The following is a 22,905-nucleotide window of genomic DNA, read 5'->3' on the forward strand; positions in this document are numbered from 1 at the left end:
GTGTAGCCGTGATTGATCTGACCATTGAGGGCGCTGTTGCCGAGGTTGTGCTAAACGCCCCCGAGAAAATGAACGCCGTAAACGAGGCTGCCCTGGCCGAGCTTTCTGCCGCCTACGACGAGGCAGCTGCGGCGGGCGTCCGCGCCCTGCTTCTGCGCGGGGAGGGGCGCGGTTTCTGCGCCGGGCGCGACATTGCCGGTCTGGTGCCTGCTGAGGACGACGCCTACGGCTACCTGGCCGGGCAGGTAACCCCGCTGCTGAAGAAGATGAGCGCCTTCCCTGCCCCGACTTTCGCAGCGGTGCAGGGCCCCTGCCTGGGTGTTGGGCTGGGTCTGGCTATTGCTACGGACGTGGTCTATGTGGCTGAGAACGCCAAGATCGGCTCCCCCTTTGCCAACCTGGGTGCCACCCTGGATTCTGGCGGGCACGCCCTCTTTGTGGAGCGGCTGGGCGCCCACCGGGCCCTGGACCTGATTTACACGGCTGACCTGATTTCTGGGGCTGAGGCTGTGGCTGCTGGGCTCTTTAGCCGGGCTGTTCCCGCCGAGGAGCTCCTGGACTTTACCCGCGAGAAGGTGGCCAAGGTGGCCGCCGGGGCGACCGGGGCTTTTGTTGCTTCGAAGCAGCTGGTGGCCCAGGTGCGCGACGCCCGGGTCGGCCTCTGGGAGTCTGTTGAAGCTGAGAACAAGGCCCAGGGCGACCTGTGCTCCTCTGCGGACTACGCCGAAGGCTTCGCCGCTTTCACAGAGAAGCGGACGCCGGTGTTTCGGGGTAAGTAGGCCCGGAGCGCCCTGAGCGCGAAGATCGCAAAGAGCGCGAACTGCGGGGTTTCTTTCGAGATGCGGATATTCTTACCGCAGTTCGAAAGAAACCCCGCAGTTCGTGTGTGGGGCGGGGGTAGGACGCGGGGGCTCGGCCCTAGTAGCCCACGTCAGTGGAGCCGGGGGCGGCGTCCTGAACAAAGCGGGCAGCCAGCTTCTTAGACTCTAAAGCCAACAGCTGCACGTCAGCAGCCACCAGAATAAAATCAGCACCAGCAGCCAGGTAGTCCTCTGCCTGCGCCGGGTCAAAAGCATTCACACCAACCTTCACCCCGGCAGAACGAGCTATCGCGATAACTCGCTTCACGGCGTCCACCACCTGCGGGTGGTTCTGCTGGCCCAGCAACCCCATGGAGGCAGCCAGATCTGAAGGCCCGATGAAAACCCCGGCCAGGCCGTCCACCGCGCAAATCTCTTCAGCATTCGCCACGGCAGCCGCTGACTCGATCTGCACAAAAAGCGAAATGTACTTCTCAGCCTCGGTCAGGTAGCCGGGCACCCCGCCCCAGCGGGCTGAACGGGACAGGGCAGACCCCACCCCGCGCACCCCCGCCGGGGGATAGCGGGTAGCAGCGACCGCGTCCCGGGCCATCTGGGCCGTATCGACCATGGGAATGAGCAGGTTCTGGGCACCGGCGTCCAAGAACTGCTTAACAGCGACAACGTCCAGGGAGGGCAGGCGCACCATGGTCTGCACCGGGTAGGCGGCCGTCACCTGCAGGAGCTGCTGCACCGTCTCAAGGCTGGCAACCCCGTGCTCCCCGTCAATGAGTAGCCAGTCCAGGCCGGAACCGGCGCAGATTTCGGCGGCCACCGGTGAACCTGAGCAAACCCACATGCCCACGGCGGGGCGTCCGAGGGTGTGCAGGTGCTGGCCGAAAGGAGGGTCTAGACGAAGCGACACGTTACTGCCCCTAGATCCCCGTAGTCGGCATGGACGGTATCCCCCGGGTACACCCACATGGGCTTGGTGAAAGAACCGGCCAGAATAATCTCACCGGCTGTGAGGGAATCCCCGTGGGCAGCCAGCTTGTTGGCCAGCCAGGCAACACCGTTGGCCGGGTGGTTCAGGACGGCGGCGGCCACCCCGGTGTCTTCAATCTGCTCGTTGCGGTAGAGCAGGGCCGAAACCCAGCGCAGGTCAATAGAGGCCGGGTCAACCGGATTACCCCCGTAGACCATGGCGCCCAGGGCGGCGTTGTCGCTGATGGTGTCGACGATAGTACGGCCCTCCATCTCAATGCGGGAGCTCAGAATTTCTAGGGCTGGAACCACATATTCGGTGGCCCGCAGCACGTCGAAAATGGTGACGTTGGGGCCGGTCAGGTCGTCCTTGAGCACGAAAGCCAGCTCAACCTCAATACGCACGTTGGAGTACTGGGAGTGCTCAATGACCGAGCCGTTTTCGTAGACCTGGTCAGCGAAGATGGCCCCGTAATCGGGTTCGGTAATGCCGGTGGCTTCTTGCATGACCTTGGAGGTCAGCCCGATTTTGCGGCCAACGAGGCGGCGGCCAGCGGCTTCGCCCCGGGCCCGCCACATGTTCTGCACCGCGTAGGAGTCCTCAACGGTCATGTCGGGGTAGGTGGCGGTCAGGCGCGGAATCATGGTGCGATTGGCCTCGGCCTCGGCCAGGTCATCGGCAATTTGGGTGAGCTGTTCTTGAGTGAGCATAGCTAGCTTTCAATACTGCGGGGGTGCTTGAGGGATATGCTCGCCGCCGACTGGCTGGGTCTGGCGTGAATTGGGGCGAGCGCCCCGCGCGAGCCCCAAGAGGGTCAGTCGGCTAGAGCATATCCCGAAGCACCGAACTTATGTATTTCAGTCTTTACAGCTGGTGGCCCAGCTTGTATTCGCCCTTCTTCCAGTCGGGCATGTCTTCTTCGCCTGCGCGGGTGTAGGAGAAGCCGTCGGCGCCGATGGTTTGTTCCATTTCGGAGTCATCGGTGCGTTCGACCAGGGGTACCAGGTTGCCGTCGAGGTCGAGGACGCGGGAGGCGTCGGTGTACCAGGAGGGCACGACGGGGGTGCCCCACCAGTCGCGGCGCTGGTTGTCGTGCACATCCCAGGTGACGCGGGGGTTGTCGGGGTCGCCGGTGTAGTAGTCCTGGGTGTAGATTTCGACGCGGTGGCCGTCGGGGTCGCGCAGGTAGAGGTAGTAGGCGTTGGAGACGCCGTGGCGGCCGGGGCCGCGTTCGATGTGGTCGGAAAGACGCAGGGCACCGAGTTTGTCGCAGATGGCGATGATGTTGTGCTTTTCGTGGGTGGCGAAGGCGACGTGGTGCATGCGGGGGCCGTCGCCGCCGGTCATGGCGGTGTCGTGGACGGTGGGCTTGCGGCGCATCCAGGCGGCGTAGGAGGTGCCGGCTTCGTCCTGGATGTCTTCGGTGACGCGGAAGCCGAGGTCTTCCATGTATTCGATGGCCTTGGGGACGTCGGGGGTGACCTGGTTGAAGTGGTCGAGGCGGACGAGGGCGCCGGGGGTGTGGAGTTCGTAGCGCCAGGCGAGGCGTTCGACGTGGTCGACGTCGTAGAAGAATTCGTAGGGGAAGCCGAGGGGGTCGAGGACGCGCACGGAGTCGCCGAGGCCCTTGACGAAGCCGTCCTTCTTGCGGCGTACCTCGCAGCCGCGGGCGGTGTAGAACTTTTCGGCCTTGTCGAGGTCTTCGGGGGTGCGGACGCGGTAGGAGAAGGCGGCGACGGCGGGAACGTCGCCCTTGCGGAGGATTAGGTTGTGGTGGATGAACTCTTCAAGGGAGCGCAGGTAGATGGTGTTCTCGTCTTCTTCGGTGACGACGAGGCCGAGCACGTCGACATAGAAGTTGCGGGAGCGTTCGAGGTCGGTGACGACCAGTTCCATGGAGGCGCAGCGGACGATGTCAGGTGCGTTTTCGTCGGGGACGATGACGGGGTAGTCAACAAAGGTAGGTGACATGGTTTTTGCTTTCTTGGGTGGGGCGGTCGCCGGGAGGCTACGGTGCCTGCCCGGCGGCCGCGAGTGTGTGGTGGGGTTTTAGTCGGCCTTGCCGAAGACGGGGTTGTGGACTTCGCCGAGGTTGATGTGGACGGCCTGCTGGTCGGTGTAGAAGTCGATGGAGCGGTAGCCGCCTTCGTGCCCGAGGCCGGAGGCTTTGACGCCGCCGAAGGGGGTACGGAGGTCGCGGACGTTGTTGGAGTTGAGCCAGACCATGCCTGCTTCGACGGCCTGGGAGAAGTTGTGGGCGCGTTGCAGGTTGGAGGTCCAGATGTAGGCGGCGAGGCCGTACTTGGTGTTGTTAGCCAGTTCCAGGGCTTCTTCGTCGGTGTCGAAGGGGGTGATAGCGACAACGGGGCCGAAGATTTCTTCTTGGAAGATTCGGGCGTCGGGGGCGACGTCGGCGAAGACGGTGGGGAGGACGAAGTTACCTTCGGGGAAGTCAGCGGGGCGTTCGCCGCCGGCGACGAGGCGGGCTTCGGTCTTACCGATTTCTACGTAGGACATGACCTTTTCGTAGTGTTCGGGGTGCACCAGGGCGCCGACTTCGGTGGCGGGGTCTGAGGGCAGACCGACTTTGACGCGCTTGGCCTGGGCGGCGTAGCGTTCAACGAATTCGTCGTAAATGCTGCGCTGGACCAGGATGCGGGAGCCTGCGGTGCAGCGTTCACCGTTGAGGGAGAAAACGCCGAAGATGGTGGCGTTGATGGCGGTTTCAAGGTCGGCATCTTCGAAGACAACGGCCGGGGACTTGCCGCCGAGTTCCATGGAGAGGCCCTTGAGGTAGGGGGCTGCGTTGGCGAAGATGATTTGCCCGGTCTTGGATTCGCCGGTGAAGGAGATGAGGGGGACCTCGGGGTGCTTGACCAGGGCGTCACCTGCGGTTTCGCCGAAGCCGTTGACCAGGTTGAAGACGCCAGCCGGTAGGCCTGCTTCTTCGAAGATTCCGGCCCAGAGGGAGGCGGAGAGGGGGGTGAATTCGGCGGGCTTGAGGACGACGGTGTTACCGGTGGCCAGGGCCGGGGCCAGCTTCCAGGACTCCAGCATGAAGGGGGTGTTCCAGGGGGTGATCAGGCCGGCGACGCCAATGGGCTTGCGGTTGACGTAGTTGACCTGACGGCCGGGGACCTTGAAGGCGTCATCGGTCTGGGCGACGATGAGGTCGGCGAAGAAGCGGAAGTTTTCGGCGGCGCGTCGGGCCTGGCCCTTGGCCTGGGTGATGGGGAGGCCGGAGTCGAAGGATTCCATCTGGGCGAGGGCGTCCTCGCGGGATTCGACGATGTCGGCGATCTTCATGAGCACGCGGGCGCGTTCGCGCGGGAGCATACGGGGCCAGGGGCCTTCGGTGAAGGCTGTGCGGGCAGCAGCTACAGCGGCTTCGATGTCTTCTTTCTTGCCCGAGGCAGCCTGGATGTAGGGCTGGTTGGTGACGGGGTCGAGCACGTCGAAGGTTTCACCGTCGATGGAGTCGACGAACTGGCCGTTGATGTAGTGCTGGATGCGCTCGGGCAGCCCGGCAGGCTTGGCGGGGGTGGGGGTGCTCATGGATAAACTCCTTTGTCTGATAAGAGCTGGTGGTTTAGGGGCTAGTGAGTTGGGGTTCTTTGCTGGTGAGGTAGCTTGCGAGGGTGGCTTTGCGGTGGTCGCGGGCGGCCCGTTCGATCTCCTGCTCGCTGGCCCCGTCTTCGATGAGGCGGATGATTTCAGCGTGTTCAGCGACCGATTGGGCGGCCCGGGTGGGAACGAAGGAGAAAGTTGATTCTCGCAGGTTTCCCAGGCGGCTCCATTCGGCCTCGACCAATTCGAGGAGCCTGTCGTTGGGGCAGGCTGAGCAGAGTTTTTGGTGGAAGCGGTGGTTGATCTCGGTGAAGGCCTTGGGGTCAAAGTCTTCCAGGAGGGCTTCGAGTTGGGCGTTGAGGTCCTTGGCTTCTTGGAGGTCTTGGGCGGTGAGGTAGGGGGCAGATTTTGAGGTGGCTGCCCCCTCAAGCAACCCGAGGCACTGCATGCTGTGGGTGTAGGCTGACTCGTCGACCATGGCCACCTTGGCACCGACGTTCCGTTCGAAGGTTGCCAGCCCTTCAGCTTCCAGCCGCCTGATGGCCTCGCGCACGGGTACTACTGACATGTCGAGGTCGGTAGCCAGGGTTGAGAGGGTGAGGCGGTGCCCGGGGGCTAGTTCGTGGGAGACGATTCTCTCGCGAATCTTCTGGTAGGCGACCTCAACCTTAGAGAGGCTGGGAGGGACTGCGATGTAGTCGGGGTGCAAGTGGGGAAGGGGGCGGCGGGAGTCAGTGGTGGTCACAGCTGGTTCCTACAGGGGTTAGGGCTGGGCGGGCGGATTGTGTTCGCGCCAGGCGGCGTACTTTTCTTTCCATTCTCCTGTAGGGGGGAAGAGCCCGTCCACCGGGTGCCCGGCGGCTACCTGCTCGGCGACCCAGGCATCCTCATGTTCTTTCTCGAAGGCTGCCTGGGCGACTTCGGCGGCGAGGGCCGGGGGGATGACGATGGCGCCGTCGTCGTCGCCGACGATGATGTCACCGGGCAGGACGGTGGCGTTACCGCAGGCCACAGCGACATCGACCTCCCAGGGGACGTGCTTGCGTCCCAGGACGGCCGGGTGGGGTCCCTGGGTGAAGACGGGCAGACCGATCTCTTTGACGGCCGCGTAGTCGCGCACCCCGCCGTCGGTAATGACGCCGGCGGCCCCGCGTCCTTTCGCCCTCAGCGCCAGGATGTCGCCCAGGGTGCCGGAGCCGGACTCCCCGCGGGCCTCAATGACGATAATCTCGCCCTCGGCGACCTCGTCAAAGCAGCGTTTTTGGGCGTTGTAGCCGCCGCCGTGGGTCTTGAAGAGGTCTTCGCGGTTGGGCACAAAGCGTAGGGTCTTGGCGGTACCGACGATTTTGGTGCCGGGCGTCTGGGGGTAGACGCCCTCAATGACGACGTTGTTGAGGCCGCGAGCGCGGAGCTGGGCGGAGAGCCCGGCGGTGGGTACGGCCTGTAGGAGACGGCGCAGGTCGTCGGTCAGGACGGGGGCCGGTTCAGCAAGCGGGGGCAGGCCGGCAGCTTCGCGGGAGCCCCAGGCCTCTTCAGTCTGTTTCTCGTCTACGGCGGGTAGGGTGCCGATGGCCTCGTCAAACCCGCCCTCACCTGCGATAACAGGGGTGACCAGGCGGCCTGATGTGGGGGCTCCGGGAGCGTCAGGGGCGTCTACCTCTACCTCCACCGTATCGCCGGGAGCAAGTACGGAAGACCCTGCCGGAGTGCCGGTCAGAATGACATCCCCAGTCTCAAGAGTCATGTGCTGGGAGAGGTCGGCGACAAACTGGGAGAGGGGGAAAATCATGTTAGCTGCAGCGGTGTCGTCCTGCTGCACCAGCTCGCCGTTGACCCAGGTGCGAAGACGCAGCTGGTCTTCTGACACCGTGCGGGCGTCGATAAGGCCGGGGCCGAGGGGGGTGTAGCCGTCGCGCCCCTTAGAGCGCACGTTGGAGCCCTTGTCAGCGGGGCGGTAGTCGTAGATACCGAGGTCATTGGCGGCGGTGACATAGGCGACGTGGTTCCAGGCCTCATCGAGGGAGACACGGCGGGCCGGGGTGCCGATGACCAGGGCGATTTCCCCCTCAAAGGCGAGGAGCTCGGTGCCCTCGGGGCGTTCGACGGGGGCGCCGGAGCCTGCCAGGGAGCTGGTGGGCTTGAAGAAGTAGGAGGGCTGGGCCGGACGGCGGCCGCGCTGGGCAGCACGGGATTCGTAGGCCACATGGACGGCAATGATCTTGCCGGGCGTGACGGGAACGGGGGCGGTGGTCATTGAGCCTCCTCTTTGAGCTCGGTGGACTTCACGAGAAATCGTATATGATTGCCCCCAGCCTAGCAAGTAACCTAGGTCATATCAAGACCCACTGAAAAACCACTCGCACCAAGACGGGCGGTGACCGCACAGGGCAGCAGCCCAGGGCACACCAGGGGTGCGCCAACAAGAATCCCATCTTTTAAACCCTTGCCACCCCAAACCCATATCGTATATGATTCAAGCACAATAGGTGCTACCCATCACACTCACAGTCCGGTGCAAAGCCGCACCCGCCCAAGGAGACACCCATGCATTTCCACCACAACGGCTACGTTTCCCGTGACCCCCGAATCGAAGAAGCAGCCGGGCACGGTATCAACCGCCCAGACCAGCTCCCCGAGACAATGGACGTCCTCATCGTCGGCTCCGGCCCCGCCGGCATGATCGCCGCCGCCCAGCTCTCCCAATTCCCCACCGTCAGCACCCGAATCATCGAACGCCGGGCAGGCCGCCTCGAACTCGGCCAGGCCGACGGAATCCAGGCCCGCAGCGTCGAAACCTTCCAGGCCTTCCGCTTCGCCGAAGAAGTCATCCGCGAGGCCTACCACATCACCGAAACCAGCTTCTGGAAGCCCGACCCGGCCAACCCCGACAACATCATCCGCACCACCCGCACCCCCGACGACCCCCACAACATCAGCGAATTCCCCCACCTCATCATCAACCAGGCCCGTATTCTCGACTACTTTGCCGATTTTGCCCGCAACTCCCCCGGCAAAATCACCCCCGACTACGGGATCGAGTTCGTCGGGCTCACCATCGAAGAAGAGAACGACTACCCCGTCAAAGTCACCGTCCGCCACACCACCGGCGAACGCTACGGCGAAGAGCGCACCGTGCGAGCCAAGTACGTCATTGGGTGCGACGGGGCTCGCTCCGGCGTCCGCAAGGCCATTGGCCGCACCCTCTCGGGCGACGCCGCCAACCACGCCTGGGGCGTCATGGACGTCGTTGTCAATACAGACTTCCCCGACTGGCGCATGAAGTGCGCTATCACCTCCACCAAGGGCTCCATCCTGCACATTCCCCGCGAGGGTGGCCACCTGGCCCGTGTCTACGTTGACTTGGGCGAAGTCCCCCTCGACGACAACCATGCCGTGCGCTCCACCCCCATCGAAGAAATTATCGACCGCGCCAACGCCATCTACCACCCCTATTCCATCGACGTGAAGAACGTGGCCTGGCACTCGGTCTACGAGGTGGGTCACCGCCTCACCGACCACTTTGACGACGTCGACACCTGTGATCGGGGCACCCGCACCCCCCGCGTCTTCATTACCGGCGACGCCTGCCACACCCACTCAGCCAAGGCAGGCCAGGGCATGAACGTGTCCATGCAGGACGGCTTCAACATCGCCTGGAAGCTTGGCCATGTGCTCTCAGGACGCGCCCCCGAGGCCCTGCTCGACACCTACTCCGGCGAGCGCCAGGAGATCGCCAAGAACCTGATTGACTTCGATAAAGAGTGGTCTACCCTCATGGCCACCAAGCCCGAGGACCTGCCCAGCCCCGAGTACCTTGAGGAGTTCTACGTCAAGACCGCCGAGTTCCCGGCCGGGTTCATGACCGAGTACAAGCCCTCTCTTCTGACCGGTGGCACTGAGCACCAGCACCTGGCTGAGGGCTTCCCCGTGGGTAAGCGGTTCCGCTCCGCGCGAGTCAACCGCCGTGAGAATGCTTTTGCCCGCCACCTGGGCCACGAGGCTATGGCCGATGGGCGCTACCGCCTCTATGTTTTTGCGGACGCCGCCCACCCTGCGTCCGCCGACTCTGCGGTGCGGGCCCTGAGTGACTTTTTGACCAAGGACGCCACCTCCCCCTTTGTACGCTACCGGGCTGAAGGGGAAGATTTTGACGCCCTGATTGAGCCGGTGGTGGTCTACCAGCAGAACTACACTGATTTTGAGGTGACCGATGTACCAGCAGCTTTCCGCCCGCTGGTTGGCACCTACCAGATTGAGTACTGGGAGAACATCTACTGCGCCCTACCTGACGAGGATATCTTCGAGGAGCGTAAGCTCTCCCGCGACGGCGTTGTGGTCGTCGTGCGCCCCGACCAGTACGTCGGCGCCGTCCTGCCCCTGACAGACCACGCAGCCCTAGCGGCCTACTTCGACGGGGTCCTCCGAACCCCCGAGGCCTAAGAACCTTAAGAAATAAGGCCGGGGGCAGGTACCACCACTGGTACCTGCCCCCGGCCTTTCTAGCTTTTACCGCGCGGGCCTACTGCTGGCCGTCCTGGGCAGCATTCGCCTCATCAATGCGCTGAGCCAGGCGCTCCTTCTCCTCCGCCTCCCGACGCTTAGCCTCAGCCTCACGGCGGGCCTTAGCCTCAGCATACAGCTTGGCAGACGACCGGTTAATCCCGGTGCCCTCACCCAAAGACGGGTCATTCGGCTTCTCCACCAAAATCAGAGTCGCACACATTACCAGGGTGACCACAAAAACAGCACCCGCAACAGTTGCCGCCAGGGCAAAATTCGGGGTGTTATTCGTTCCACCGGCACCAAACACTGAAATACAACCAAAAGCCACCAGCGCCAGCACAAAAGCAATAATGAGCGGGCCGCTCACCTGAGCTTTCAACTTACCCTGCGGGGCCTTATCTTTCTCAGTCACTAAACCAATCCTCCTGAATACAAACTACCCACCAGTCTACGGGGTCAAGCCCCACTTTGCTCAGGCACCAAACCCACCCAGGGCTTTCTACAGCCCACCAGACCCACACCGCACCAGAGTTGTTTTAAGTTTTATGAGTAAGTACATGAAAACAACTATTAAACAACTCCCTGCAACCCAAGGGCGCAAAAACCACCCACAAAGGCTATTTACCCAAGTCAAGGCCGGATGAGGAAGAGAAACAACCCTTAAACAACTCCTACAACAACTAGGAGCGCCGGGCCCTGCCACCACCCGAAGAAACCCAAAGAGTATTTGGCCCCCGCTGCGGCCCAGAGGGATCAATTCTCACAAGACCCTGCCCGCGCAATCGCCGTAACAAGGCAGTGACCTCCTGGCGCTCCACCCCGTACTTATAGGCGACCTCAGCCGCAGTCACCCCGCCGTTATGAGCCCTTTCACGAACCCATGCCTCCATACTGATAAGCCTCTCAGCCCCAGAGGGCAAGGAAACATAATCCTGCATAGCTGAACCCCACCCCCACTCATCACGGGACAGGGCCTCAACAATTTCTACATTAGCCAAGAACCCCATAAGCTCACGGGCTTCAAGCTCAGTCACCTGAGTCTGCTTAACCACCTGCTGAAAAGTAATCACAGGATGGTGCCATAAGGCCCAAGCAACAATCAAAGTATTAACGCTAGACCACACATAGTCAGGGAAGGCCTCCCGAGCAGCATGGACCAGCCGAATAAAGTCAGTATCAGGCGCAGCAGCAGACATTACAACCTCAACAAAGTCCTCCCCGGAGATAACCTCCGGTGCCGGCCGTCCCGTCGAGATCATAGAAACCCACATACGGTCGAACCCACGAGAAGACTCTTCAGCAAGACCCAACACCCTCATAGCCGTCATTAAACGAGCATTCCGAGGCATTGACTGAGTCACCAGAATCTTGTCAGCACTCACGCCCACAGGCAGGGAACCCGGTGACCAAATCTTTAGCACCCCAGGTGATTGGTCAATCACAATAGGCCGAGCAGCAAGCTGCCAATCACGGTGAATTACCGCATTCGTCAGCGCTTCATCAATGGCCGACTCCGGAAAGCGAGGGACTCGATATTCCTGGCCGTCCGGAAACTGAATACGTTCCACCTCACGAGAAGCCTGTTCACCAATCAACCGCCGCACCGAAGGAAGAGCAAGAATCAGCGGCATTGAAAACTCATTGACCTGCGGATCAGCACCCACCATGGGCCTCCACAAGTGCCGAATGGTGATGTTTGCCCCCTCAGCAGGCAAGAGTAAAATTTCTCCAGCCCGCCTCACATAACCAGTGCGCTGATCAAGAAGGCCTAGTTCCCGCAAAATTTCATGGCGGGTGAAAGAGGAAACACCTCTACCCTCTGCGCCTTTACGAGAATTCAAAAGCCTGGCTAGCTCAGCAATAGATTCCGCAGGAACCTGATCCACTGACACACACGATAAAGAATTTGAGTAATCCGGATTAGCCCGGTTCGAGGCAATATACCGGCGCTCTTCTTCACTCAGAGGAACACAACTAGTTTTCACCCTGCGACCAGCCTGACCTCTGGTACGCGCGTATAAGGCTAAACCTTCAGGGATACGGATACACAGCAACCGCACCCCACGATATACCACCACAGAAACTTCTACCCGAAGGTTGGGAACAGTACCTTGGTAGATTTTCTTCTCAAGGTCATCAGTTTCTAAATTGGTTCCTGTAAAAGCCTCTGGGCCCCGTTGCCTGTCGCTCACCCCGATGAGGATATACCCCTCTGACACATCACTATTAGCAAAACAGATGGACTCGTCAATGAGTTTTTCGATGAGCCCAGCACGAGCACCCTTCGGTGAAGCAGGTATGCAGGAAGGGTCTTCTTTAAGTTCCAAGATGTCAGATTCGACAGATTCCCCAGATGCCCCTTCCCAGACACGTTCAAGAGCCTGGTAAATATGATCTGGTACGTTCTCAGAAGCTGTATCGACGAGGGTCATACCTATCAGTATAGAAGAGTTGTTTTAAGTTTTATGAGCAAGTATATGAAAACAACTATTAAACAACTCCCTGCAACCCAAGGGCGCAAAAACCACCCACAAGGATCATTTACCCAGGTCAAGGTCGGATGAGAAAGAGAAACAACCCTTAAACAACTCTTCAACAACTAGGAGCGCCGGGCCTCTCCCCGCAGGGACAGGGCCCCGATAAGGAGGAAAATACCGGCAATCAGGGCGCCACCAGCGGCCGTCCCCATAATCGCCTTATCACCAATCTCAGAAACCACCGGCAGGGCAGCAGCCGACAAGGTCACCACGGCACCCTCCAGCTGCCAGTCACGGGCTGCCGGGTTCGCGTCCTTAGTTCGCATACCAGCCAAGAGTTTCAGCACCCCGGCCACACCCAAGGCACACGAGGCAATCACCGTCAGCCAGAACTCACTACGCGCAGCAATCAAGGCAAGCGCACCACCGGCAGCCTGCACCATAGCGATCGACATCAAGGCCTGGGCAGTAGCTCCATCCCCGGTAGCCCGTCGCCAGGTCACCGACGTCAGATAGGACGCCCCCGCATACCCCAGCAGGTAGAGGCCCAACATCACGGTGATAACGCCCAGGGTTGGCTCCTGCCAAAACACCGTCGTCAAACCAAAGGCGAGGAAAACCAGGGTATGAAGCAGGGTCGGACGCACCAGGGCGCCAGCCAGGGCCCCGCCCCCCTCAAGGGAGCTAGGGCGGGCAGATTCGGGGAACTGATCTTGAGAAGTCACCCCACCAGTCTAACCACACCAGCAGGGCCAGCCCACCGTATGAAGCGCCTAAGCCCAGGAAACAGGCCGGGTGCGCTCCTAGCCCTGGAGCACCGTCCGCACCAGGTCCAGCCCCAGGTCAAGTTTGCGGTCTGGCACCCCACCAAAACCAAGCACCAGGCCAGTGAGGGGACGCGGGCGGGTTGGGGATGCCCCGGCTCCGGCAGCCCCGGCGGCCCCGGCGGCCCCGGCGGCCGCAGGAGTCACGGACGAGGCCGACCAGTAGGCTCCCAAGGGCGCTACCAGCACCCCGGCGGCCTCAGCGCGGGCAACCAGGGCGTCCTCATCGGCCGGGGCAAGCGCAGGCAGGTGAACCACGGCGTGCAACCCCCCGTCCATAGGCAACACCTGGACGCCCGGCAGGCCGGTCAGCGCCTCAACCACCCGCTCCCGGCGGCCCCGGTAGATACGCCTCATGCGGGCTGTATGGCGGCGCAAACCACCCACAGCTAGGTAGGAGGTCATGGCGTCCTGCACCAGGGAGGACACAGGATTACCCAGGTCAGCCCGCAAATCGAGCAGGTCAGCCCGCAGGTGCCGGGGGGCCACCACAAACCCCAGGTTCAGGCCCCCCGTCACCGTCTTCGACAGGGACCCCAGGGTCAAAACCCGGTCAAAGTCCTCCGCACCCGGCCCCCCGGCCCGGTCCAGGGAGGCCAAGGCGGGTAGGGGGTCGCCGGTGTACCGCAGCTCGGAATCGTAGTCGTCCTCAACGATGAGGGAGTCGTGCTCCCGCGCCCAGGCAAGCAATTCCAGGCGGCGGGCCACCGGCATAGAAGCCCCCAGGGGGTACTGGTGGCTGGGGGCGACCAGCACAAGATCCGGACGCGACGCCCCGGTGGGCAGGTAGGCCGGGTTCAGGCCGTGCTCATCGACGGGAACGGGCACCAGCTCGTGCCCAAAGGCCAGCGGGATTCGGTGTAGGGAAGGGTAGCCGGGGTTTTCAACAGCTACCCGCAGGGGCCGGGACCGCACCCGTTGCCGCAGGGCCGTCAGGATCAGGCGGAAGCCGTCGCGGGCACCGGCGGTGACGATCAGGTCGTCGGGGCTGCGGAGCACCGACCTCATCAGACGCAGGTGGTCAGCCAGCTGCACCCGCAGGGCTGGGGAGCCAGCTGGCGGGTAGGCCGGGCCGGGGGTTGCGGCAGCCTCCCGCCAGGCAGCCCGCCAGGTAGCTGAAGCCACCAGGGAGGTATCGGGGGCACCAGGCCGTAAATCAATGAGGGGGTTCTGGGCCCCGGCCTGGACAGGCAGGGCTTGGGTGGACTGGGTCTGTCGCTCAGGCTGGGGGCGGGTAGCCCGAGCCTTGGCAGGGTAGGGCTGGCTATCCCCCCGGGGCAGGACGGGGCCGTCCTGGCTTGGACGAACCGGGCTGGTACCAGCCCCGAAGGTTAGACCCTCGGCGACGCGCGTCCCCCCACGGGCCGTGACCAGGTACCCCTCCCCCACCAACTGCTCATACGCAAAAACAACCGTTCCACGTGAAACATCGAGCCTCTCAGCCAGGGAACGGGTCGAAGGCAGCACATCACCAGCCACCAAAAAACCATCCGTAATCAGGGACCTCACCTGCTCCGCAATCTGCGACGGCAAAGACCCAGGCGCCGACCGAACCACCCTCACCGGCAGCCCGTCCCCCCGCACAAAACCAGCCACAAGCCCCTCCTTCTCATCGCAACCAGCAGGCCAGCCAGCGTCCTACCCCTGATACTACCGCCTCACCCCAAACAACCACCCCACACAAACGAAGATGCCTACCGCACCCAAACAGCGGTAGACATCTTCACCCAATATATTCAATTATTAAACAAGCGGGGCGCCGAGCTGCTGGCTCCGACGCCTCACTTGCACCAGATTCTTCCCAGGGAATCTGACTAGCCTACGTACTCCCAAACACGTACGTAGTCAACTTCAATCGCGCAGTCAGCGGTGGTGGAAGCCAGACCGCCCCAGTACGCGTTGCCTGCTTGCATGCACAGGCGGATGTTGAACTTCTCGCCGACCGGCAGAGCGGCCTGGTAGCGAGGATCGGTGGAGGACACGAAGAGGTACTCAACACCGTCGAAGAAGAACTTGATACCAGCAGGGGTCTTCTCGATAGCCCAGGTGTGGTATTCATCTGCCAGGTTCTGACCCAGAACAGGGATCAGAGCGTTCTTCTTGGCAGTATTGCCCTGCTGCTGACCGTAGTGGACGGTACCTTCAGAGCGGTTGGAGATGTCAATCTTCTGCTTGCCGGAGGTGTAACCGTAGGACTCAGAGATGTCGATCTCGCCCAGCAGGGAGGTCTTGTCGGGGCGCATCCAGATGCCGCCCCAGGCGCCGATGTGCTCGGGAGTTGAGGCAGGCTGCTTGGCGCGGTATTCCAGGCGGAAGTACTCAGAGGAGAACTTGCCGATGGTGTCGATGTAACCGGTAGCCCACTCGCGAACCTTGCCGTCCTTGTAGGTGACGGGGGTAGCCAGCTTCTTGAGCCAAATCTTGGTGGAGGAGTCACCCATGGTGACAGCTTCCTTGAGGTTCACACCGGAGTCGTAGCTCAGGTACTTCTTATCGCGGACGTTCCACTTGGTGCCGTCGATGGCGCCGTTGTTGAAGTCGTCCTCGAAAATCATCTTGCCCCAGCCAGCGGCGGTCAGGGCACCACGGTGCTCGCCCCAGTTGTCAGCCTTAGCGGCGGTCAGCTCAATAGCGTGAGCGGCAGGAGCGGTGCGACCGGCGTAGACAGAAGCTGCGGTGCCAACACCTGCGGGGGTAGAAGCGAGGGGGACGTTGACGTCGTCAAAAACAAGGGTCTCAGCGGCTGCGCCGGGAACCAGGACCTGGGCAACGAGGCGGGTGGCGCGGACGGAGAGGGCCAGGTCGAAGGAGAAGGTGCCAGCGGGTGCCTTGATGGTGAGGAACTTCTGAGCAACAACAACGGTGCGGTGGTTGATTACGCGCTCGATGACGATGCGCAGGCGGCCGGTGTTGGTGATTTCCAGCAGGCCAGCGTAGAAGTCGCGGCCGTTAGCTGAACGACGAGCCAGAACACGGGTGTAGATGGCGCCGGTGGCGGGGATGGAGGTGGTGAAGGTGGCCTCAACGAGTGCGTCGGAGGTCTTGACGCCGGAGGGGGTAAAGGAACCGGCGTTGGTGAAAGCCTGAGCGAAAGGTGAAGTGTAGTTCACGTCGGTCAGGGGCATAACGCGCAGGACGCCTGACTTGAGGTTGGCACCGTTCATGGGGGTAACGACGGTGGCGGCCTGGGCAGCCTGGGTGGACAGCGCGGTTGCAACTGCGGTTGCGGCAGTCAGGGACAGGAAGTTGCGGCGTGATACGGAAAGCATTGTTTGGGTCTCTTTCGTGTTTCGTATGTGTTGTTTGGGCGGTGAGTTCTTGGGGAGAACCCTGGGGTGTTTGTGATCCTTGGGGAGGATCTGATTCCTTGGGGAGGAACCCGGGCTTGGGGAGCCCGTCGTGCTTCGGTAGAAAACTTTACGGACGTTTGGGGGACAAAACAAGTCAGTTTGGGGACAAAATTGATGCTTTCATGTGAAAGTGTTTTCATTTTGCCTTGTCATGTGTGGGTTGTTGGGTGGAAAAAATTTTTGGATTAATTTTTACTCATGTCCCCCAAAGGGCCTTATTTGGTCTTTTTTACGGTATTTTTCAAGAACAAGCTGGTGGTTTTGTCCCCCAAAACTGCTACAAGACCACAAAAATATCCCCCATCAGTCCCCATCCTGTGGCCTTGTCCCCTATTGTGTCCCCCAAACCGACAGGCGGGCGTCCACCCTTTCCACCCACCAGCCCACAAACCAGCAGCCGCCTATGGTCTAAAAACTTTGCTCAAAAGTGGCTCTATTCTTAGACCACTTAGGTGGGGCACCCTAGAAACCATGACTGAAAACAAGACCATCACCGGATCCCCCCTCGTCAAGCGCGGCCTGGCCGACATGCTCAAGGGCGGCGTCATCATGGACGTCGTCACCCCCGAACAAGCCAAAATCGCCGAGGACGCCGGCGCCGTGGCCGTCATGGCCCTCGAACGTATCCCCGCCGATATCCGCGCCCAGGGCGGCGTAGCCCGCATGAGCGACCCCGACATGATCGAGGGAATCATCGACGCTGTCTCTATTCCCGTCATGGCCAAGGCCCGCATCGGCCACTTTGTGGAAGCCCAGATTCTCGAACACCTCAAAGTGGACTACATCGACGAGTCTGAGGTTCTTTCCCCCGCTGACTACGTCAATCACATCGATAAGCACGCCTTTAAGGTGCCTTTTGTCTGCGGTGCCACCAACCTGGGTGAGGCCCTGCGCCGTATCACCGAGGGCGCTGCCATGATTCGTTCCAAGGGCGAGGCTGGTACCGGTGACGTCTCTGAAGCCACCAAGCATATTCGTACTATCAAGACCCAGATTGCTGAACTGCAGGCCCTGCACGCTACCGCCCCGGATTTGCTTTATGTCAAGGCTAAGGAGCTTGCTGCCCCTTATGAGCTGGTGCGTGAGGTTGCTGAGACTGGCAAGCTGCCCGTGGTGCTTTTCACTGCTGGTGGTGTGGCAACTCCGGCTGACGCTGCCATGATGATGCAGCTGGGTGCGGACGGTGTTTTTGTGGGCTCGGGTATTTTCAAGTCGGGTAATCCCGAGGCCCGTGCGAAGGCTATTGTCAAGGCGACTGCTTTTTACAATGATCCGGCTGCTGTTGCGGATGCTTCCCGCGGCCTGGGCGAGGCTATGGTCGGTATCAACGTGGCAGACCTGCCCGCCCCTCACCGTTTGGCGGAGCGAGGCTGGTAACAATGATTTTTCGCCCCCAGGCGAATCAAAAAATCATTGTTACCGGCGAGCATAGCGTAGCGGCGAGCCGAGGACAGCGCGAGCGAGGAAATAAAAATTCACTACCAGCGCCGAGCATAGCGTAGCGGCGAGGCGAGAAGTGCGCGAGCGTAGCGGCGAGGCGAGAAGTGCGCGAGCGTAGCGGCGAGGCGAGAAGTGCGCGAGCGTAGCGAGCTCCTACCGTCCCCAGGCGAATCAAAAAATCATTGTTACCGGCGAGCATAGCGCAGCGGCGAGCCGAGGACAGGGCGAGCGTAGCGAGCTCCTCTAGACCTTTTGAGAGATAGGATTTCCATGATTGGATACTGCCCCATTGTTGGTGTTCTTGCCCTGCAGGGTGGGGTGGCTGAGCATGCGTCCTTGCTGGAGGGGCTGGGGGCGCAGGTGGTTTTGGTTAAGCGTCCTGAGCAGTTGGTGGGGTTGGATGCCCTGGTTCTTCCTGGTGGGGAGTCGACGACTATTGACCGGTTGACCAGGATTTTTGGCCTGCGCCAGCCCCTAATTGACGCTATTGCGGGTGGCCTGCCGACCCTGGGCACCTGCGCCGGGCTGATTCTTCTGGCCCGTGAGATTGAGGACCCGGCCGCCGGCCAGCAGACCCTGGGCCTGCTCGATGTGACCGTGCGCCGTAACGCCTTTGGTTCCCAGGTTGATTCGGCGGAAACCGAGCTGGCCTGGGGTTCTGCCGGGGCGGACGGCTTCGGTCGGCCTGCCGAGGCAGACGAGCAGGTGCCGGTTCGGGCTGCCTTCATCCGCGCCCCTATTGTGACCCGGGTGGGTGAGGGCGTCGCCGTCCTAGCCCACCACGACGGGCAGGTGGTCGGGGTGCAACAGGGCCACCTGCTGGGTATCTCCTTCCACCCGGAGCTCACCGGCGACACCACCGTCCACGAGGCCCTGCTGGACCTAGCCAGCCGGGCGGGGGCGTCCTAAACCTACCCCTTATAAAACAGTAAAAACTTCACCTGCGCGTTCACAGAACATGCAGGTGAAGTTTTCCGTGTGCTGAGGCTGGTTAGAAGCGGCCGCCTCCCCCGCCGCCGCTAAAGCCCCCGCCGCCCCCGAAGGAGGAGCCGCCTGAGAAACTACTCGACGCAGCTGAGCTTTCCGGCACATAGTTACTGCCCGCATACAGGTGGGGCATGGCGATATAGAGGGGTAGCCAGGTGTTAAAGGTGGGGGCGTAGCGGGTGTAGGTTTCCTGGTTCTCCGCCTCCTGCTCGGCCAGCTCGGCCTCGCGCTGGTCGGGGTCTGCCGGGGCGGTGCGGTTGGCGTAGCGGTATTTGATGTAGTCACGGCGCATATCGTCGGGAATGCTCAGGCCGGGGTTTTCCTCTTGAGCCCGGCGCATCTCGTCCTCGGCGGCCCGCTTGACCTTGCGGTAGTCCAGGCTAAGCCACCCGACGATTATCGCGGCAACAGTGCCCAGGGTTCCTGCAATACCCCAGATCACAAGGCTGTTGTCGGCACTTTCGGTTTCTGCTGCCGCGTAGATTTCGTTGATAGTAGCCTCAAGCCCGGCGCTGTAGTTGCCGTCGGTGAGGTAGGGGCCTAGGACGTCGTTGGCGATGGTTTCTGCCTCGGAATCGCTGATGTAGGCCCCGGCGCCGTCGGCGACCGCGATGAAGGTTTCACGGCCCTCCATGTCGATGACCAGCACAGCCCCGTTATCTTTGCCTTGGTCGCCGACACCCCAGGTGTTGCCCAGGTCAGTGGCGTAGTCGGGCAGGTCACCGGGGCTTTGGTCGGTGGTGTAGATGGCGAAGCGGGCGCGGTCGGTGCCCCGGTTTTTCTGGTCGATGAGGCCGTTGAGGGTGTTCTCTTGGGCGTCGGTGAGCAGGTTGGCGTCGTCGCGAATGTTGCCGGACGCCGGGGCGGCAGGTAGGTCTGCTGCTGCAGCTGCCGTTAGGGTCAGGGGTGCGAGGGTGAGGACGCCCGCCGCCACGAGTGCGGGCAGGGTAGCGAACCTGCGGGGTGACTTCTTGGTCTGGCACTGGGGGCGTGTGGCGTCAGTGTGCGGGTTCACGGCTGCGTCCTTTCTTAAGGTAATAGGGTAGGCGCCCTTGCCTGCCCCTACCACCAGTATAGCAAGCCTACTGATTGACCTGGTGGCGACGTCCGTCCTTCTGCGAACTGCGGGGTTTCTTTCGAACTGCGGTGATTCTATCCGTATCTCGAAGGAAACCCCGCAACTCGCGTGTACTCGAAACTATCTCGTAGCTCACGTCCTAGAATAAGAAAAACACACGCACCACCCAAGGCAGCCATGCACACCCACACCCTACGGGCTACCCTAGCCACAGCACTCTTACTAGCTCTCAGCGCCTGCGGCAGCACGTCGAGCGCTGCCCCCTCCACCCCCAGCTCCAGCACGTCCACCAGCGCGAGTGCCAGTTCAAGCACAAGCGCCAGCGAAAGCGCTACCTCCGAGAGCACGGCAGAGGCTACCGACACCAGCGCCACAGCAACCCCCACCACCCTCAGCATCGACGCCGTCAGCATCGACATCACCAACGCCCAAAAAACTGAACTCAGCCGCACCACCGGCCGCACCCTAGCAGGCACCGCAGGCATCCAGGTCAACCTCGACATCACCAACACCTCCGAGCAGGCCATCGACGCCGCCCCCCTCAGCTTCCCCACCCTCGGTCTTGACGACGGCACCGAGGTCACCGGCTTCGCCATGACCAGCGACGGAGCCGAAACCACCTACGGCCTCATAGAACCCGGCGCCAGCGAAGAGCTCACCATCTTCTTCCCCACCGACCAAACCCCCAGCGTCCTGTCCATCACCCTGCTCAACCCCCTTGAGCCCACCCAAACCCTCACCGTCGAAACAGATTTCTAACCACATCACACACGCACCCCAGAGAAAGAACACCCATGAAACTCTCCCAGGGACTCGCCCTCTCCCTCGCCCTGCTCACAGGGCTCAGCTGGGCTGCAACACCCGCTACCGCCCAGGACGGCACGCCCGCCACCCCGGCGGCACAGACCATCAGCACCAGCCCGACTGAAGCTGAGGCCACAGGTGCCACGTCAAGCGTTTCACCCACTGAGCAAGCAACCCCCGCGCCCACAGAACAGGGCAGCGCCCCCACCCCTACCCCGACGGCAGCCCCAGTTGAAGAGCAAACCAGCGAACCAGCTACTGACCAGGCACCTACCGCCCCGGCCCCAGCAACCGAAACCCCGGTAGCAGCAGCCGCCGCCAACCCCACCTACACCGTCCACTGGACAGGGGCCATCGGCCAACGCTACAAGGCAGACGGCGGCCTCACCAAGGCTGTCTACGGCAACCCCACCAGCAACGAACAGTGCGGATTCATGCACAATTCCTGCTACCAGGACTTCGAGCGAGGCACCCTCGTCTGGTCACCCTCCACCGGAACCCGCCTCCTCGTTGGCGCCATTCGTAGCACCTGGCTGGCAGCTGGCGGCATGACCTCCGGCTACGGAATCCCCACCACCGAAGAAATTGCCCGCTCCGGCGGTCAAGCCGTCGAACAATACTTCCTCAACCCCCACGGCCGAATCAGCGCTTTCTACTGGACCAACTGGGGCACCGGCACCCACTACGTCAACCTGGGCGGAGCCATCGGCGGACTCTGGAACCGCCTCGGCGCCACCGGCAGCTCCTACGGCTACCCCACCAGCGACGAACAGTGCGGCTTCATCCACAACTCCTGCTACCAGGACTTCCAGCACGGCACGGTGGTCTGGTCACCGGGCTACGGCACCCACGGCCTCTTCGGTGCCATCCGCGCTACCTGGAAAGCCGCAGGCGGCATGAAATCTAGCTACGGCATTCCTGTCAGCGACGAAATCTCCCACCACAACGGGCAGGCCGCAGAACAGCTCTTCTACAGCCCCACCCGTCAGGACGGCGGCATCTACTGGACGGCCTGGGGTACCGGCACCCACTACGTCTACTTCGGTGGCGCCATCGGCAGCTACTGGGCGTCCAACGGTAACTTCCGTGCGGGCGGGGTAGACACGCCTCGCCGCTACGGCTTCCCCACCTCAGCCGAAACCTGCTCCAATGGCCGCTGCTACCAAAAGTACGAATTCGGCGTCATAACCTGGGACAACTACGGCGGCGGCACCCACGGCCACCAGGCCCAGAAGTGCCACGCCCTCAACAACGGACGCTCCAAGTACTCAGCCCAGGGAGCCCGTCAGGTAGCCCTGGCCCTTGCCCCGCGCTACTCCGCCTACCGCAACGACCCGGTCGGCTCACACGGCATGTTCTACTCCTGCCAGAACACCCACGGCATGTACACCCTCAAGTGGAGCACCCCCGCCGCCTTCGGTGAAAGCGGTTTCCTCGCCCCTTGGAAGCGCATCCGCGACTACGAGACCGGTGAGCTCCTGCCCGCTGGCGTCACCGGCAATACCGCCGGCGCCTACAGCCCCACCGGCTCCTTCAGCCTCTCCACCCCCTTCGGGGTAGCCAACCCCGGTAGCGGCTTCAGCGATTACAAGACCATCAACCGTAACTCCCGCTGGGGCGGCGACCGCAACACCTGGTACTACAACAGGTACATCGAAAACGGCGCCCTGGGCTACCCCAACGAAAACATGTGGAATTACATGACCCGTGGCGACTACCGCCAGGGCCTCATGATTAACTACAACCGCAACCTGGACGGATCCGTCCCCTCAGGTACCGCCGGTTTCGCTATCATGCTGCACACCATCCCCTACTCCGGGGCCGCCGCGAGTGTGGCTGCCTACCAGTCCTGGGGTTGTATCGCGATCGCCCCTGACCGCATGACCCAGTTCCTGCGCGAAGGACGCGACGCTGACCGCATCATCATGGGCGTTGAGTCCGAAGTGATGAACTGGTAGAAACGCACCACTTCCATTTTCTTTCCCTCAGGACGGCGACGCCCAGCTCATTGTGCCGGACGGTGCCGTCGTCCGTCCTTCTGCGAACTGCAGGGTTTCTTTCGAACTGCGGTGATTCTATCCGCATCTCGA

Annotated in this window: 18 protein-coding genes; 6 read left to right on the top strand and 12 right to left on the bottom strand. The window is 62.0% G+C overall.

Annotated features, from left to right (window positions below; genetic code table 11):
• The first annotated feature begins 8 nt into the window (after window positions 1-8).
• Entirely contained in the window at window positions 9-779 is a 771-nt protein-coding gene (locus tag L7A15_RS07625) for an enoyl-CoA hydratase/isomerase family protein (RefSeq protein WP_237208533.1), read from the top strand.
• A gap of 139 nt (window positions 780-918) precedes the next feature.
• Here the strand turns inward: L7A15_RS07625 and L7A15_RS07630 are convergent, their stop codons facing one another.
• The 6 genes from L7A15_RS07630 to L7A15_RS07655 form a co-directional block, all read right to left on the bottom strand.
• A complete protein-coding gene (locus L7A15_RS07630) occupies window positions 919-1,725 on the bottom strand; it encodes an HpcH/HpaI aldolase family protein (protein WP_237208534.1) in 807 nt (268 codons plus the stop codon).
• Window positions 1,710-2,495: a 2-oxo-hept-4-ene-1,7-dioate hydratase gene (gene hpaH, locus L7A15_RS07635; protein ID WP_237208535.1), complete on the bottom strand. Its 786-nt coding sequence runs from the start codon at window positions 2,493-2,495 to the stop codon at window positions 1,710-1,712. The genes L7A15_RS07630 and hpaH overlap by 16 nt, the downstream gene beginning before the upstream one ends.
• A 154-nt stretch (window positions 2,496-2,649) precedes the next feature.
• Window positions 2,650-3,756, bottom strand: coding sequence for a 3,4-dihydroxyphenylacetate 2,3-dioxygenase (hpaD, locus tag L7A15_RS07640; protein ID WP_237208536.1), 1,107 nt, complete (start codon window positions 3,754-3,756; stop codon window positions 2,650-2,652).
• 78 nt (window positions 3,757-3,834) lie between these two features.
• Window positions 3,835-5,340, bottom strand: a complete 1,506-nt coding sequence (gene hpaE / locus L7A15_RS07645) for a 5-carboxymethyl-2-hydroxymuconate semialdehyde dehydrogenase (RefSeq protein WP_237208537.1) — start codon at window positions 5,338-5,340, stop codon at window positions 3,835-3,837.
• Between the two features lie 34 nt (window positions 5,341-5,374).
• Entirely contained in the window at window positions 5,375-6,046 is a 672-nt protein-coding gene (locus L7A15_RS07650; protein ID WP_237208579.1) for a GntR family transcriptional regulator, read from the bottom strand.
• Window positions 6,047-6,115: 69 nt separating this feature from the next.
• Window positions 6,116-7,606, bottom strand: a complete 1,491-nt coding sequence (locus L7A15_RS07655) for a fumarylacetoacetate hydrolase family protein (protein WP_237208538.1) — start codon at window positions 7,604-7,606, stop codon at window positions 6,116-6,118.
• 290 nt (window positions 7,607-7,896) lie between these two features.
• On the opposite strand from L7A15_RS07655, the gene L7A15_RS07660 reads away from it, so the two are divergent.
• A complete protein-coding gene (locus L7A15_RS07660; RefSeq protein ID WP_237208539.1) occupies window positions 7,897-9,792 on the top strand; it encodes an FAD-binding monooxygenase in 1,896 nt (631 codons plus the stop codon).
• A gap of 79 nt (window positions 9,793-9,871) precedes the next feature.
• On the opposite strand, the gene L7A15_RS07665 is transcribed toward L7A15_RS07660, so the two are convergent.
• From L7A15_RS07665 to L7A15_RS07685, 5 genes are all read right to left on the bottom strand, one after another.
• Window positions 9,872-10,267: a hypothetical protein gene (locus tag L7A15_RS07665; RefSeq protein WP_237189442.1), complete on the bottom strand. Its 396-nt coding sequence runs from the start codon at window positions 10,265-10,267 to the stop codon at window positions 9,872-9,874.
• Between the two features lie 268 nt (window positions 10,268-10,535).
• Window positions 10,536-12,287 carry an ATP-binding protein gene (locus L7A15_RS07670; protein ID WP_237189441.1) on the bottom strand — a complete coding sequence of 584 codons (1,752 nt, stop codon included), beginning with the start codon at window positions 12,285-12,287 and terminating at the stop codon, window positions 10,536-10,538.
• A 167-nt stretch (window positions 12,288-12,454) separates the two neighbouring features.
• On the bottom strand, window positions 12,455-13,057 hold the full coding sequence (locus tag L7A15_RS07675; RefSeq protein ID WP_237189440.1) for a DUF308 domain-containing protein: 603 nt from the start codon (window positions 13,055-13,057) through the stop codon (window positions 12,455-12,457).
• 78 nt (window positions 13,058-13,135) lie between these two features.
• Window positions 13,136-14,752: a PLP-dependent aminotransferase family protein gene (locus L7A15_RS10685; RefSeq protein WP_272878639.1), complete on the bottom strand. Its 1,617-nt coding sequence runs from the start codon at window positions 14,750-14,752 to the stop codon at window positions 13,136-13,138.
• A gap of 218 nt (window positions 14,753-14,970) precedes the next feature.
• On the bottom strand, window positions 14,971-16,425 hold the full coding sequence (locus tag L7A15_RS07685; protein ID WP_237208540.1) for a glycoside hydrolase family 16 protein: 1,455 nt from the start codon (window positions 16,423-16,425) through the stop codon (window positions 14,971-14,973).
• A 552-nt stretch (window positions 16,426-16,977) separates the two neighbouring features.
• Between L7A15_RS07685 and pdxS the strand changes: the two genes are divergently transcribed.
• Together pdxS and pdxT are read left to right on the top strand one after the other, a co-directional pair.
• Window positions 16,978-17,883, top strand: coding sequence for a pyridoxal 5'-phosphate synthase lyase subunit PdxS (gene pdxS, locus L7A15_RS07690; protein ID WP_237208541.1), 906 nt, complete (start codon window positions 16,978-16,980; stop codon window positions 17,881-17,883).
• A 333-nt stretch (window positions 17,884-18,216) separates the two neighbouring features.
• Entirely contained in the window at window positions 18,217-18,855 is a 639-nt protein-coding gene (gene pdxT, locus L7A15_RS07695; protein ID WP_237208542.1) for a pyridoxal 5'-phosphate synthase glutaminase subunit PdxT, read from the top strand.
• Between the two features lie 82 nt (window positions 18,856-18,937).
• Here the strand turns inward: pdxT and L7A15_RS07700 are convergent, their stop codons facing one another.
• Window positions 18,938-19,948 (bottom strand): TPM domain-containing protein, encoded by a 1,011-nt coding sequence (locus tag L7A15_RS07700; RefSeq protein WP_237208543.1) that lies wholly within the window; start codon window positions 19,946-19,948, stop codon window positions 18,938-18,940.
• A gap of 240 nt (window positions 19,949-20,188) precedes the next feature.
• On the opposite strand from L7A15_RS07700, the gene L7A15_RS07705 reads away from it, so the two are divergent.
• Both L7A15_RS07705 and L7A15_RS07710 read left to right on the top strand, forming a co-directional pair.
• Window positions 20,189-20,770, top strand: coding sequence for a hypothetical protein (locus L7A15_RS07705; protein WP_237208544.1), 582 nt, complete (start codon window positions 20,189-20,191; stop codon window positions 20,768-20,770).
• Window positions 20,771-20,805: 35 nt separating this feature from the next.
• Window positions 20,806-22,773 (top strand): hypothetical protein, encoded by a 1,968-nt coding sequence (locus L7A15_RS07710; protein ID WP_237208545.1) that lies wholly within the window; start codon window positions 20,806-20,808, stop codon window positions 22,771-22,773.
• The last annotated feature ends 132 nt before the right edge of the window (window positions 22,774-22,905 follow it).

This window comes from Rothia nasimurium (assembly GCF_928391935.1).
In the GTDB taxonomy this organism is placed as follows: domain Bacteria; phylum Actinomycetota; class Actinomycetes; order Actinomycetales; family Micrococcaceae; genus Rothia; species Rothia nasimurium_D.